The organism is Snodgrassella sp. (genome assembly GCF_024103505.1).
Taxonomy (GTDB): Bacteria; Pseudomonadota; Gammaproteobacteria; order Burkholderiales; family Neisseriaceae; genus Snodgrassella; species Snodgrassella communis.
Map to the genome: position 1 here is coordinate 170,416 of NZ_JAGGIJ010000003.1, position 13,615 is coordinate 184,030.

Annotated in this window: 13 protein-coding genes and 1 tRNA gene; 4 read left to right on the forward strand and 10 right to left on the reverse strand. The window is 44.1% G+C overall.

Features of this window, described 5'->3' with window-relative positions:
- Window positions 1-41 precede the first annotated feature (41 nt).
- From argJ to J6578_RS04965, 6 genes are all read right to left on the reverse strand, one after another.
- The gene (gene argJ / locus J6578_RS04940; protein WP_287954020.1) at window positions 42-1,259 is read right to left on the reverse strand and encodes a bifunctional glutamate N-acetyltransferase/amino-acid acetyltransferase ArgJ; all 1,218 of its coding nucleotides are present in this window, start codon (window positions 1,257-1,259) and stop codon (window positions 42-44) included.
- Between the two features lie 61 nt (window positions 1,260-1,320).
- A complete protein-coding gene (gene pssA / locus J6578_RS04945; protein WP_037405315.1) occupies window positions 1,321-2,085 on the reverse strand; it encodes a CDP-diacylglycerol--serine O-phosphatidyltransferase in 765 nt (254 codons plus the stop codon).
- A gap of 48 nt (window positions 2,086-2,133) precedes the next feature.
- Window positions 2,134-3,315 carry a GTPase HflX gene (gene hflX, locus J6578_RS04950; protein ID WP_093091211.1) on the reverse strand — a complete coding sequence of 394 codons (1,182 nt, stop codon included), beginning with the start codon at window positions 3,313-3,315 and terminating at the stop codon, window positions 2,134-2,136.
- A 76-nt stretch (window positions 3,316-3,391) separates the two neighbouring features.
- Complete coding sequence (locus tag J6578_RS04955) at window positions 3,392-4,174, reverse strand: phosphatidylserine decarboxylase (protein WP_093091213.1); 783 nt, start codon at window positions 4,172-4,174, stop codon at window positions 3,392-3,394.
- Between the two features lie 178 nt (window positions 4,175-4,352).
- Window positions 4,353-5,882, reverse strand: a complete 1,530-nt coding sequence (gene ubiB / locus J6578_RS04960; protein WP_287954021.1) for a ubiquinone biosynthesis regulatory protein kinase UbiB — start codon at window positions 5,880-5,882, stop codon at window positions 4,353-4,355.
- Between the two features lie 86 nt (window positions 5,883-5,968).
- Entirely contained in the window at window positions 5,969-6,478 is a 510-nt protein-coding gene (locus tag J6578_RS04965) for a HugZ family pyridoxamine 5'-phosphate oxidase (protein WP_093091217.1), read from the reverse strand.
- A gap of 326 nt (window positions 6,479-6,804) precedes the next feature.
- Between J6578_RS04965 and J6578_RS04970 the strand changes: the two genes are divergently transcribed.
- Window positions 6,805-7,350 carry a hypothetical protein gene (locus tag J6578_RS04970; protein ID WP_287954022.1) on the forward strand — a complete coding sequence of 182 codons (546 nt, stop codon included), beginning with the start codon at window positions 6,805-6,807 and terminating at the stop codon, window positions 7,348-7,350.
- 98 nt (window positions 7,351-7,448) lie between these two features.
- Here J6578_RS04970 and obgE read toward each other — a convergent pair whose 3' ends face one another.
- The 3 genes from obgE to rplU form a co-directional block, all read right to left on the reverse strand.
- On the reverse strand, window positions 7,449-8,582 hold the full coding sequence (obgE, locus tag J6578_RS04975; RefSeq protein WP_287954023.1) for a GTPase ObgE: 1,134 nt from the start codon (window positions 8,580-8,582) through the stop codon (window positions 7,449-7,451).
- 176 nt (window positions 8,583-8,758) lie between these two features.
- Window positions 8,759-9,031 (reverse strand): 50S ribosomal protein L27, encoded by a 273-nt coding sequence (gene rpmA, locus J6578_RS04980; RefSeq protein ID WP_025331257.1) that lies wholly within the window; start codon window positions 9,029-9,031, stop codon window positions 8,759-8,761.
- Window positions 9,032-9,051: 20 nt separating this feature from the next.
- Entirely contained in the window at window positions 9,052-9,360 is a 309-nt protein-coding gene (gene rplU, locus J6578_RS04985) for a 50S ribosomal protein L21 (protein ID WP_093091223.1), read from the reverse strand.
- 945 nt (window positions 9,361-10,305) lie between these two features.
- Between rplU and J6578_RS04990 the strand changes: the two genes are divergently transcribed.
- The 3 genes from J6578_RS04990 (at window position 10,306) to J6578_RS05000 (ending at window position 12,536) form a co-directional block, all read left to right on the forward strand.
- On the forward strand, window positions 10,306-10,599 hold the full coding sequence (locus tag J6578_RS04990) for a hypothetical protein (protein ID WP_239427940.1): 294 nt from the start codon (window positions 10,306-10,308) through the stop codon (window positions 10,597-10,599).
- 842 nt (window positions 10,600-11,441) lie between these two features.
- A complete protein-coding gene (locus J6578_RS04995) occupies window positions 11,442-12,416 on the forward strand; it encodes a polyprenyl synthetase family protein (RefSeq protein ID WP_287954024.1) in 975 nt (324 codons plus the stop codon).
- Window positions 12,417-12,461: 45 nt separating this feature from the next.
- Window positions 12,462-12,536 (forward strand) — tRNA-Arg (locus J6578_RS05000).
- Window positions 12,537-12,569: 33 nt separating this feature from the next.
- Here the strand turns inward: J6578_RS05000 and J6578_RS05005 are convergent.
- On the reverse strand, window positions 12,570-13,613 hold the full coding sequence (locus J6578_RS05005) for a nucleoid-associated protein (RefSeq protein ID WP_287954025.1): 1,044 nt from the start codon (window positions 13,611-13,613) through the stop codon (window positions 12,570-12,572).
- Window positions 13,614-13,615 lie beyond the last annotated feature (2 nt).

The window sequence follows — 13,615 nt, forward strand, 5'->3', positions numbered from 1 at the left end:
CCCGCTATAACAGCGGGTTTATTTTTGAGTAAGCTAACTAATTAGCTACGGTAATCAGCATTAATCGCCACATACTCTTTGGATAAATCACAGGTATAAATTTTCGCCTGCGCTTCAGCTCGTGCCAAATCAATTATCACGGTTATTTCATCCTGTGCCATTATCTGCTGACCAGCCTCTTCTGTATAGCTGCTGGCACGCCCACCTTTTTCTGCCACCAAAACATCACCCAGATATACTTTAATTGCTGCTACATCAAGATCAGCGATTCCTGCATAGCCAATAGCACACAAAATACGCCCCAGATTGGGATCACTGGCATAAAAAGCGGTTTTTACTAGTGGTGAACGAGCAACTGCATAACCCACTTGCCGCGCTTCAGCTTCTGTCAGCGCATGACGTACATCAATAGTAATAAATTTAGTTGCACCTTCACCATCGCGCACGATAGCCTGCGCCAGCTCCAGTGCCAGATCAGCCAGTACAATTTTCACCGCAGCATAATTCTTGCTGGACATAGAAACGATTCGACTTAATGAAGACTTACCCGTAGCCACAACCACAAAACTGTCATTCGTAGATGTATCGCCATCCACAGTAATCGCATTAAATGTTGTGGCCGCCACCTCTGCTACCATTTGTTGTAACAGTGGCTGGGCTATAGATACATCAGTAAACACAAATCCGAGCATAGTGGCCATATTCGGATGAATCATACCCGAACCTTTGGCAATTCCGGTAAAGTGTACCTTATGCCCATCAATATATACGGTACGGCTAGCCATTTTGGGCACAGTATCGGTAGTCATGATTGCGGCCGCAGCCTGCGGCCAGTGTCCAACTTTAACTTTTGGTAATGCTGCTACAATTTTATCTACTGGCAATGGCTCAAGAATCACCCCAGTAGAGAATGGCAGTACTTCTGAAGCTTGGCAGCCAATCTGTTGTGCTACCTTTTCACAAATAAACTCTGCATCTGCCAGCCCCTGCTGGCCGGTACCGGCATTGGCATTACCGGTATTAATCACCAGTGCACGTACTCCTGTACCGGCCGCCAAATGCTGCTTGGCAATCTGCACAGGTGCCGCACAAAAACGGTTTTGTGTGAATACAGCGCCAATGCTGTTTACACTATTAAGTACCACCAAAGTTAAATCATCGTGTTTTGGCTTTTTGATTCCAGCCTGACCAATGAAAACCTGCACACCATCAATAGCCAAAATCTGTTTATCACTCGGTACAGATAAATTAACTGCCATAAATATTCTCCTTTATATTGAATGCATCAGCTTATTTTTTACAACGCTAAATAAGTCCTCATCACGATTCTGGCTGAAATTTACGTTTGGTTAGCACGCGCCAGATAAACATCACATAGCCAGATAAACTATAGAGCAGGAAAAATGTAAACAACACCACCGATGGTTCCCATGTCACCACCAGCAGGAAGATTACAGCCAAAATCATCACAAAAAAAGGTACTTTGCGGTAAACATTAATTTCTTTAAACGACCAGAAAGGTATCTGCACTACCATAGACAAACCACCAAACAGGGTAATAATCAGGCAAAGCCAGTTTAAATGAGGTAAGCCGTGAAACGTATGACTTACCCAGATCAGACCAATCACCAGAGCAGCAGCTGTCGGGCTGGGAATCCCGATAAACCATTTCTTGCTTACCTTGCCAATCAGAGTATTGAAGAGTGCCAGCCGCAAAGCCGCACAGGCACAGTAAATAAAGGCTACTGAATAGCCAATTTTACCGAAATGAAATAACTGCCACTTATACGCAACCAGCGCTGGTGCTACGCCGAAACTCACCATATCTGCCAAACTGTCCAGCTGCTCACCAAACGCACTTTGGCTATTGGTTAGGCGTGCAACCCGTCCATCCATCCCGTCCAGCAGCATAGAAATAAATACTGCTATTGCTGCAATTTCATAATGACCATGCATAGACTGAGTAATCGCATAAAAAGCCGCAAACAGCGCAGCCAGCGTAAATGCATTCGGCAACAAATAAATACTGTTGTCACGTAGCCGCCGGCGCCGGCTCGGACGATTAGGACGATTATGTTTAATCATATTAGCTTGTTCTTGTGTCATCTTTAATCAAATCCTCGGTAGGCAGCATTAACTACCAACCTGTTCATCATGTCTTACATGCTTAAAGTTAGCCAGTTCAATCATGGCCGTACGCAAATCAGCCAGTCCACTACCATCTTGTACTGAAATATAAACTGCCTGTGGACGGCCTCGTGCATCACATACGATACCCTGTGGTCGTTGCGCAGCAGCCAGTTTGTCAATTTTATTATAAATAATCAATTGTGGTATGTTTGCTGCATTAATTTCTTTCAGCACCGCATTCACATCATCGATTTGCCGTTCAAATTCCGGATGAGTAACATCAACCACATGTAACAGCACATCAGCCAGCGCAGTTTCTTCCAGCGTAGCTGCAAAAGCAGCCACTAGACCATGCGGCAAATCACGCACAAAACCTACTGTATCAGACAACAATACACTTGTCTGATCATTCAGATACAGGCGACGCACCGTATTATCCAGCGTAGCAAACAGCTGGTCTTCCGCCACTACCTGTGCCTTAGTCAGGCGGTTAAACAAACTGGACTTACCCACATTAGTATAGCCTACCAGTGCAAAAGCAGGCAGCATACCCTGATTACGGCTTTTACGTTGTGTTGCCCGCTGCCGCCGTACTTGCTGCAACTGCTGGCGTAAACGGGTGATTTTCTGCCTGATAAGGCGGCGATCGGTTTCCAGACGTGTTTCACCCGGCCCGCGTAACCCTATCCCCCCGCGCTGGCTTTGCAAATGCCCATAACCCCGTATCAGCCGGCTGGACAAATGCACCAGCTGTGCCAGCTCTACCTGCAAACGTCCCTCCTGACTACGCGCACGCCGTGCAAAAATAGCCAGAATCAAGCCCACCCGATCCAATACCCGGCATTGCAGCAACCGTTCCAGATTACGTTCTTGCGTTGGCGTCAGCGCATGATTGAATACCACCAGATCAATCTTAGTCTCAGCTACCTGCTGCGCCAGCTCTTCAGCCTTGCCCTTGCCCACAAACAATGCACTATCCGGCTGCTGGCGTTTACAAGTCATCACGCCCACCAGTTCAGCCCCACTGGCACGCACCAGTTCCTGTGCTTCAGCCAGTGCCGACTGAAACAGCGTTGTACGGCGCTCAGCCACAACCGGAAAATCCTTATCCAGCATGACACCTACCAGCAACACCCGTTCAGCTGCCTGTTGGGCAGTCAAACTGGCTTTAGCAATTTCACTCATAAGCTATCTGATTAAATAACAACAGGCTGCCTGATCCCGAAAAGGAGCAAACAGCCTGTATAACAATAAATAATATTTATTCCTGTGACAGGACATGCTGTGCAGCTAGCGCTGCCCGGTCGGTGGCTTCTTTCACCATATCAGCCTGTTCTGTGGTGTTGTCCACAGAATTGGCACCATTTTCTGGCGCAGAAGTGGCAGCCGGCGGCGCATGTAAGGGCAAAGTAGCCAAAACTGTACTACTGGCTCTTACCTTATCACCAATTGCTACCAGCGCAGTGGCATCTTCAGGCAGATAAACATCCACACGCGAACCAAAGCGGATAAGACCATAACGATTACCGCGATGCAATATATCGTGTGCATTAACATAACACAGGATACGCCGTGCCACCAGACCGGCAACCTGTACAAAAGTTACCGGCCGGCCAGTCTTTGTTACCGCCAGCACCGCATTACGCTCATTTTGCACACTAGCCTTATCCATTGAAGCATTCAGAAAACTACCCTTAAAATAATCTACCCGCTCCACCTTACCATCAATTGGACAGCGATTGGAGTGAACATTAAACACATTCATGAACACACTGATTTTCAGCGCATTAACACCACGATATGGGTCAGTAGTTTTTTCCAGCACAACAATGCGCCCGTCTGCCGGGCTTAATACATCTTCCGGCCCCGTGGGAATATCACGTGCCGGGTCACGGAAAAACTGCACCACAAATACTGTCAGTGCCCATAACGGCAGCGACCACCATCCACACCAGATAGCCGTTAATATGCTCAGCACCAGACTGCCAATAATAAACGGCCAGCCTTCCTTTGCAATCAGAGGGTAAGGATACACACGCGACACAAGACTACTCCTTTACAGATGAGATACTGCGGACAGGCCGCCACATAGAAACAATGACAAAATTATAACCTGAAATCTGTCTTTTGAAATACTGCCTATAACTTTAAGCAGATTTCACAATACCAGCAATATAGTAATGAATACACACCACAACTTTGGGTTACGCAGGCAGCAACTATCATTTAAACAGAAAAATGGCCAGCATCACCAGCGCAATTACCGCCAGCCAGAAATTCTGCTGTCGCTGAGTACGCAGTAAATGAACATAGGCATCACGCCATTGCAGATGCTGCCTTTCATCTACCAAAGCATTCAGCTTGCGTGGCAGAACTGGCAGCATCTGAGCCCAGTCCGGAGCTTCCTGCCGTATCGCTTTCCACAGAGCTTTCAAACCAATCTGGTTATGCATCCAGCGGGTTAAAAACGGTTTGGCTGTCGCCCATAAATCCAGCTCGGGATCAAGCTGTCGCCCTAGCCCCTCAATATTCAATAACGTCTTCTGCAATAACACCAGCTGCGGCTGAATTTCAACATTAAAACGGCGACTGGTTTCAAATAACCGCATCAGCACCATACCAAAGGAAATCTCAGCCAGCGGCTTATTAAAAACCGGTTCACATACTGCACGTACCGCTGCCTCCAGCTCCTCCACCCTTGTGTCTGCCGGTACCCAGCCAGATTCCACATGCGCCACTGCCACCCGATGATAATCGCGATTAAAAAACGCCAGAAAATTAATCGCCAGATAACGTTTATCGTAATCAGTCAAAGTGCCAACAATACCAAAGTCCAGCGCAATATAACGGCCGTCATCCGCCACCATAATATTTCCCGGGTGCATATCCGCATGGAAAAATCCATTATCAAACACCTGAGTAAAGAAAATTTCTACCCCATAACGAGCCAGCTGGCGTAAATCAATATTTTTCTCACGCAACCTGCCCAGACTGGTAACAGGAATACCATCCATCCACTCAATAGTCAGTACTTGGCGGGCACAAAAATCATAATAAACTGCTGGAATAATCAGCATCGAACTATTACTGAACTGGCGCCCGAGTAAACTGGCGTTAGCGGCCTCTTTCATTAAATCCAGCTCATCATGCAGATAATTCTTGAATTCAGCCACCACCTCGCGCGGCTTCAGCCGCTTGCCATCAGCAAACAGCCATTCCACCCAGCGCGCACCCATAGCCATCAGTGCCAGATCCTGATCAATCACTGGAGCAATATTCGGACGCAACACCTTAACTGCTACCTTCTGACCAACACCACCATCTGCATTAAACAGATAAGCTTCATGTACCTGCGCAATAGAAGCACTGGCTACCGGCTGCGGATTAAAACGGGCATAAATCGCCTCCAGTGGCTTACCCAGCTCACTTTCAATAACCTTAATTGCCACATCGCTGTCAAACGGTGGCACACGGTCTTGCAACAGAGCCAGCTCATGAGCATAATCAGGCGGTATCAAATCTGGCCGCGTAGATAATACCTGCCCAAACTTTACAAAAATCGGCCCCAGACTCTCCAGCGCCAGACGCAAGCGTACTGCCGCCGATAACTGCCGGTATTTGCGACCACGAGGCATCATGGATACAAGCCTTTGTAACCATAACGACCTTATATGCACTTGCACCAGATCTAGCAAACCATATATATAAATCGTCTGGATAATTACCCAAATTCGTTTAGGCCAACACCACATGAATGCCGCTCCGGTTTATCCAAATAAAACGACTATTGTACGGGATTTTATTCCCCTTTACCGAGCAATAGCCGCACCTGCCGGTATCACTCTGTTTTAGCATTCTTTTCCGTTAACTGTACCGCACCGGCCACATCTCCCGGCATAAACACATAAGCACGCCCGAAACCGGTTACCAGACGCGCTTTTTCCAGTTGCAGGCGAAACAGCATAAAATCCGGCAACTCGCCCAGCACATCTACCGTTTTGCCTAGCTTAGCTTTCATCGTCTGCAAAGCCGCAATACCATCAGTAGTATCTTTTTCAATAGTGGTTACCGACACCGTGTAATTTAACCGCGCACGGGCAAATATATTGCGAGCAGAAGCTTCATCTTCAATCAGCATCACATTCGCCTGCTGCTGCCGCTGTAAATTCTGCGTATGTAACGACAACCCCGACAACAACACATACAGACAACCATCATGCTCGGCAAATGGCGCATAGCTCGCTAGTGGCACCCCATCCTGTCCTACTGTAGCCAGAACCAGAGAATCTAACTGCTGTAGCCGTGTTACGGCTGCCTGAAGTTCAGCTATATCATGTTGCTCGCTCATATATCTATTCCTAAATCGGATTAACCATATCAAATATTAATGATAATAATTTCCATCTGAAAACTCAAACACCATTTATACTCTGCACCACCCATCATTGCCCGCAAAAACATCCATACCCAACAATACAGATAAAAAAATAATTCTGAATCAATTATAAACATAAATAACTGATCTAAATCAACATATCTGCCATCCGTCAGCCCATTTTACAGCGGCAATAAAAACATATTAAATATCAACAACCCAAAATTTAGGTAAAATCACCAGCCGGCCTCCACTAACCCTTTCAAATCGACTTAACCAACCAGCAGTGGTACAGCATCATGACTAAACAGCATAATCAAACAACAAAACAACCCCAGAAACATCCTCGGCCATTTAAGCAGCGACTGCTCAAACTGGTATTATTCTGCGGTTTTCTGATTCTGTTTATCTTCCTGCAAGCCAATCTGGACAGCAGAACAGCCGAAAACCGCAAACCTTGGCACTCAGATTTCACCATTGCCGCATTTGAACCAAATGGCTCCTTTCTGGCCTTACCCTATTCCTATGTCCAGCAGCATTCACTGGCTAAAACTACCTTTCTGGCCAAAAAAACAGACGGCAGCAAACAAAAGAATGACAACGATACCTTTAGCTACAAAGTTGTACAGCAAACAGCGCAACAACAACTGATCCAAACCAGCTTGCGGACATCCCGCAGCATAACTGTTGCCACCTATCAAGCAACAGCCAGCACTGTTACACCCATCAAATCCACTGCCTATACCGTAGAACAGATATCCATAGCTGCGGTATTGGCCTTAATCAGCGTATTAATCTTACAGTTTTTATACCGGCTTTTACGCCGTCGCATTTCTCACCAGTAAGCAAATTAAACTTTTCCTTTCACATATCTCCTGCCTTATTCAAACACAAAAAAGCCACCTGTAACAGGTGGCCAAACAAACCATACCAATTGATTGAATTATTCAGGCTGAATCAATCCGTTTGCAGTTGACGTCACTGCTGCAACCGACTCTACTGCCTGCTGTTGTGCCTGTAATTTATGCCGTGCATCCAGATAACGCTGAATAGTCTGCATCAGCTCCTGCGTACCCTGATGTGCCAAAGCACTGATTTCAAAAACACGTGGCGTTGTCAGATCAAATTCAAACTCATCATTTGGCTGCGGATAATCCCAGCCGATATCGGCCAGAAACTGAGCCACACGGGCAGCGCGCTCATCCTCAGCCAGCATGTCTATTTTATTCAACACCAGCCAGCGTGGTTTATCGTGTAATGCCTCATCAAAACGGCGCAGCTCCTCAATAATCGCCAGCGCCTCAGCCGCCGGATTCACATCCTCATCAAAAGGTGCCAAATCCACCACATGTAACAACAATCCCGTACGCGACAAATGTTTCAGAAAACGATGCCCCAAACCAGCACCTTCGGCTGCACCTTCAATCAATCCGGGGATATCAGCCATCACAAAACTATGATTATCATCACTACGCACCACCCCCAGATTCGGATGCAAAGTCGTAAACGGATAATCAGCCACCTTAGGCCGCGCTGCTGAAACCGCACTAATCAACGTAGACTTACCGGCATTCGGCATACCCAGCAAGCCCACATCAGCCAGTACTTTTAATTCCAGCAGCAAACAGCGTGCCTCACCCTCTTCACCGGGTGTTGCCTGTTTTGGCGCGCGATTAACCGATGACTTGAAGTGAATATTACCTAAACCGCCCTTACCACCTTTAGCCAGACATATTCGTTGGCCATGATGCGTTAAATCGGCTACCACCTGCTCCGTATCCACATCACGAATCAGCGTGCCTACCGGCATCTTCAGCTCAATATCATCAGCACCACGTCCATAGCGGTCAGAACCGTGGCCTTTTTCACCATTTTTAGCCTGATAACGTTTAACAAAACGATATTCCACCAAAGTATTGATGTTTTCATCAGCCACCGCCCAGATACTGCCACCTCTGCCACCATCACCACCATCCGGGCCGCCCTTGGGCACAAATTTTTCGCGGCGGAAGCTGGCCGCACCATTGCCGCCACGGCCGGCAACTACCTCGATTTTTGCTTCATCAATAAACTTCATATCATTCTCAGTCTGCAATATTTATGCCCGGGCAGACAAAAAGCGTACTGCCCATGTGAAAGCGTCATAGCGTGATTATAGCTAAACTACAGCACAATAGTGCTGACTATTCACCACAACCGGCTTTACAACAAAAAAGCCCTGCCAGACAGGCAGGGCTTAGTATCAGTAAAAACTTACTCGTCTGCGCCAGTATACGGACGCACACTTACCGTTTTACGGTTCAACGCGCCTTTCACAGCAAATTCCACATAACCATCCACTTTAGCGAATAAAGTGTGGTCTTTACCCATACCTACATTTTCACCAGCGTGAAAACGGGTACCGCGTTGACGAACAATAATTGAACCAGCCGGAATCAACTCATTACCAAAAGCTTTAACGCCTAAGCGTTTGGCTTCTGAATCACGACCGTTGCGGGAGCTACCGCCTGCTTTTTTGTGTGCCATTCTGTTATTCCTTCACTCAATTAGGCAATCGCCACGATTTCAATCTGGGTAAAATTCTGGCGGTGACCTTGACGTTTCTGGTAATGTTTACGACGACGCATTTTGAAAATGCGTACCTTATCGTGACGGCCATGGGCAACCACTTTAGCGGTTACTTTCGCACCTTCAATAAAAGGTGTACCCACCTTCACCGCTTCACCGTCAGCAATCATCAAAACTTCATTCAGTTCGATCTGGCTGTCGAGTTCTGCTGGTATCTGTTCTACTTTTAATTTTTCGCCAACGGTAACTTTATACTGTTTACCGCCGGTTTTTACGACCGCGTACATACTCAACTCCAATAGGAATTCAATTAAAAAAACAAAAACTAAATTTCCGCACAAAAACGGAATTGGCAATTATAACAATCACTGATTTTACTGTCAAAACAGTAAATAAAATATCTTTCTGTCTGTATAGAGCTATACATATTAAAGACTGCAATCCGAATATATCTATCTGTCCACTATCAGCATCACACCTGTCAGTAAACCGCCTTACTAACAGCCAGTTAAGAAGCGGTAATCAAACCTGTAGCAATGACTTCATCAATAACACTCAGCACCATAGGCATCTGCATAAGACTTCCTATCTGCAACACTGACTAAGCTTAGCGTACTGTTCAAGCAAAAATCATGGCCACAAATTCTTGCTGATTAATCAAGCATCCAACAACCGGCTCCACACTACAAATAACTAACTTTATTAATCTGAAAACCTTATCCTAAAATACAGCCAATACACAAAAAAACCACAAAAAATTTCTTTACGAACACAGAAATTTGCAAAAAGCAATTTAATGCCAAAAAAGTCAATAAAAACCTATTATATTATTAATTATGACATATTTAAGCAATAAAATAACAAACAAATCACTCAAAACCAAGAATTACACACACCAAACCCATTCAGCATTTATCTATAAACTAATACTAACTATAACTTAGTGCTTGAATTAACATTGATTAGCGAATTTAAAATAGTATCAATAGCAGACAAGCTGAAAACCAGCTAGATACAAGGCTGAAATAAATTTCATCTCTAATTTCATAACAATCAATCGACATAAATATTAAAATCAAAAGCATAAAAAAAGGCCAATCGAAAATATTTAATCTCCAATTCAGCAAAATTTCCTCTCCTAAACTAATGTCATTTATACAACCTATTGAAAAAAATTAGACTTTATTTGTGTTAACATAAATTTTCCTTAATCAATCAATTTAGGAAATAAAATGAAAAAATTAGCCGTACTTTTTACATCTTTGCTTTTAGCCCTTCCCGCCAGCAGCTTTGCCGGTAATTCCAATGTAGGCATAGTTCACCCTATCGGTGATGTTAATTTACCTATTGCCAAACCGATTGAGATCACTTCTCCCTGGTTATTAGTTGAATCAAAACCCATTTTGCATATTCTGTACATTTGTACTTGGCAGCGTGCTACCATCAACATTAATGGCACCACCAAAATAGAGAAACAAACACATCTTGGCCTTGGTAGCTGTATACACACCATGCCCAGAAACTAAACAGCATTCAAATATCCATCTCAAACTCCTTATTCGTAAGGAGTTTTTTATTGACCATAGCATTTCAGACTGGCCACCCCCGATTTGCACAATCCAGCCAGATTATCTGGTCTCAATCATTGAAAACACCAAACAGCAACATACTTTGATTACCCAAAAACATTTACATAGCTATATACATACAAATCTGATAGTGAACCTATCTGCACAAACTTAGCTACAGTAAGCGCACAGCAACATTTTTACCTTACCAACCTCACCTGCCAATACATCAATCTTTATATATACCGGTAGACAAAACCACCATTAATTGCATACAGAAAAATAACCACACTAAATATAATCTTGACCGATTTCGTCTCTGCATCCCCTTACAGCAATATTGAAGCCATCGCCAAAAGCACAGCAAACAGCACAATACCTAGCGTAATACAGGAAAAACCAATATCTGTAGCCATAGACTTGTATTGATACCGAAAACATTATTCACACGCCCTAATCCATTAGCAAAATACACGCACTGTCTGTACAGGACAAAATCAGCTACCTAACAAGCATCAATCCAGCAGCCATACGTTACCAAAGCAAGCAACATACTCACCTAGAACAACTGCAATTTGATCAACCAACTGACTCACATATATCTACAGACATAAAAGCCTACTGCGCATTCAATCTTCAGCACCTTACTGCGGCCACAGAATCCATCTGAATTAACCCAATCTAACTTTTCTCTTTCCTAAATTGATTTCAAGTATAATAATAGACAATAGTGCCCAGCAGTTACGAGCACATATGGATTAAATCACATCACCAGTACCAGTTGCAGAAACCTTAAACACATGCTTGAAAACCTGCCTTATTTCCAAAAACACCTGCCAGAAGACCTAAACCGAGTTGATGCAGTAATCAACCGAGCTGTCGAATCTGAAGTTGTCCTGATTTCTCAAATCGGCCAGTATATTATCAGCGCCGGCGGAAAACGTCTGCGCCCGATAATCACCATTCTTGCCGGTAAGGCACTGGGCTACAATGAGGATCCACTGTTTTCACTGGCAGCCATGGTGGAATTCATCCACACCTCTACCCTGCTGCACGATGATGTAGTAGATGAAAGCGACCTGCGCCGTGGCCGTGAAACTGCCAACAACCTGTTTGGTAATGCCGCAGCCGTACTGGTAGGTGACTTCCTCTATACCCGCGCCTTTCAGCTAATGGTAGGTTCCGGCAGCCTGCGTATTCTGGAAGTAATGGCCGAAGCCACCAATATCATCGCTGAGGGTGAAGTGATGCAGCTGATGAATATTGGCAATATCGACGTAACCGAAGAACAGTATCTACAGGTAATCAAATACAAAACCGCCAAATTATTTCAGGCCGCAGCACAGGTGGGCGCCATACTGGCCAAGGCTACCGAAAAACAGGAACTGGCACTGAAAAACTACGGCACTTATCTGGGCACAGCATTCCAGATTATCGATGATGTGCTGGATTACGCCGGCGATGTAGATACCATTGGTAAAAACGTTGGTGACGATCTGGCCGAAGGTAAGCCCACCCTACCGCTGATTTACCTGCTCAATCAGGGCAGCCCTGCCGCCGCTGCTGATGTGCGCCACGCACTGGAGCATGCCGACCGCAGCTATTTCGACAAAATTCACCATCATGTTATTCATTCAGATGCATTGGCCTATTGCACCGAACAGGCCAAAAAAGCAGTAGATGCCGCCATTAACTGCCTGAATAATTTACCAAATAACGATACCACACAGGCCATGCGTGATTTAGCATTGGCATCTTTAGCCCGAATCTCTTAAAATAGCGGGCTATGGCTGATTCCAACCATAGCCCTGTTTTTCAGTCTCGCCGTAGTTCAACGGATAGAACACATGCCTCCTAAGCGTGTGATACAGGTTCGATTCCTGTCGGCGGGACCATTTCACCAGACCCGGTTACTACACGCTAAATAATCAGTTTTCTTCCTGATAATAAATCTTATAAAACTTACGCCCATCACCATCTCTACCTTTTTCAATCATATCTTTGCCACCATGAATATAGATATGAAAATTTTTATCCAGCTTCACTACACTCTTAAAATACCTCTCCTGTTTTTTTACTGCTTTCGGAGAAATATCAAAGTTCTTAACCGGTTCTAATTGAGTTTCCTGCGCATAATTCTGACTAAAATCTTGATATTTCTTAATTAAATCATCTTTAGCAAACACCTGCTGCTCAAATTCCTGTAAATCAAACTGTTCATTATTTTTAAAATAGTCCACAGAACGATTAAGTAAACCTATTTTTTCCGACTTACTGGCTTCATCATCAGCATCCATGGTTTGAGCTATAAATTGCTTGGCCGTTTCCATAATATATGTCGTCTGATGAAATTCGTTATTGATTGGTTTAATACTTAGAAAATCTTCTGTCCAGTACTTGGCTTCTGCACGTCTGTTAGTGTTATCCACAATGGCAATCAGATAGCCCTGTTCCCGATGCAGATTAAAAATTAGGCAACCTTTATCCAGCTTCTGAATACTTAAGCCTTCAATATCCGCCAAATCGTAACCAGTTTGCTTGTCTTCAACTTTAAGAATTTTCTGCTTATTTTCAGATTTAAAGATACCAATACAATCCACTAATTCATCATCAACTGTACAATCAGCAAGATAAAATACCCCTAACTCACCAGCTTTGATTTGCGGGTGGTTACTTTTATCATACAGATAACATCCAATATTCTTTGATTGATTAATAAAATTATCAATTTCTTTGTTCGCAAACATATTACTAATATAGGTATAAATCGGATTGAGTTCCAAAGTATGTGAAAAATAAAATTTATATAAGTCATCAAATTTAAAATTAGAAGTTATCAAATTATTAAGTGTTTCTTTAACCTTTTCATAATTAGTCAATTCATCATATAACCTTACACCATCACCATTACTTTTATTACCAATACCATGCATAATTAAATGACTTATAAATCCTAATTCTATTTTATTCATAA

Bases quoted from the DNA above. Each gene is read 5' to 3' on its own strand.
- argJ (WP_287954020.1), bottom strand. From the start codon at position 1,259: ATGGCAGTTAATTTATCTGTACCGAGTGATAAACAGATTTTGGCTATT.
- pssA (WP_037405315.1), bottom strand. From the start codon at position 2,085: ATGATTAAACATAATCGTCCTAATCGTCCGAGCCGGCGCCGGCGGCTA.
- hflX (WP_093091211.1), bottom strand. From the start codon at position 3,315: ATGAGTGAAATTGCTAAAGCCAGTTTGACTGCCCAACAGGCAGCTGAA.
- ubiB (WP_287954021.1), bottom strand. From the start codon at position 5,882: ATGTGGTGTTGGCCTAAACGAATTTGGGTAATTATCCAGACGATTTAT.
- J6578_RS04965 (WP_093091217.1), bottom strand. From the start codon at position 6,478: ATGAGCGAGCAACATGATATAGCTGAACTTCAGGCAGCCGTAACACGG.
- J6578_RS04970 (WP_287954022.1), top strand. From the start codon at position 6,805: ATGACTAAACAGCATAATCAAACAACAAAACAACCCCAGAAACATCCT.
- obgE (WP_287954023.1), bottom strand. From the start codon at position 8,582: ATGAAGTTTATTGATGAAGCAAAAATCGAGGTAGTTGCCGGCCGTGGC.
- rpmA (WP_025331257.1), bottom strand. From the start codon at position 9,031: ATGGCACACAAAAAAGCAGGCGGTAGCTCCCGCAACGGTCGTGATTCA.
- rplU (WP_093091223.1), bottom strand. From the start codon at position 9,360: ATGTACGCGGTCGTAAAAACCGGCGGTAAACAGTATAAAGTTACCGTT.
- J6578_RS04990 (WP_239427940.1), top strand. From the start codon at position 10,306: ATGAAAAAATTAGCCGTACTTTTTACATCTTTGCTTTTAGCCCTTCCC.
- J6578_RS04995 (WP_287954024.1), top strand. From the start codon at position 11,442: ATGCTTGAAAACCTGCCTTATTTCCAAAAACACCTGCCAGAAGACCTA.
- J6578_RS05005 (WP_287954025.1), bottom strand. From the start codon at position 13,613: ATGAATAAAATAGAATTAGGATTTATAAGTCATTTAATTATGCATGGT.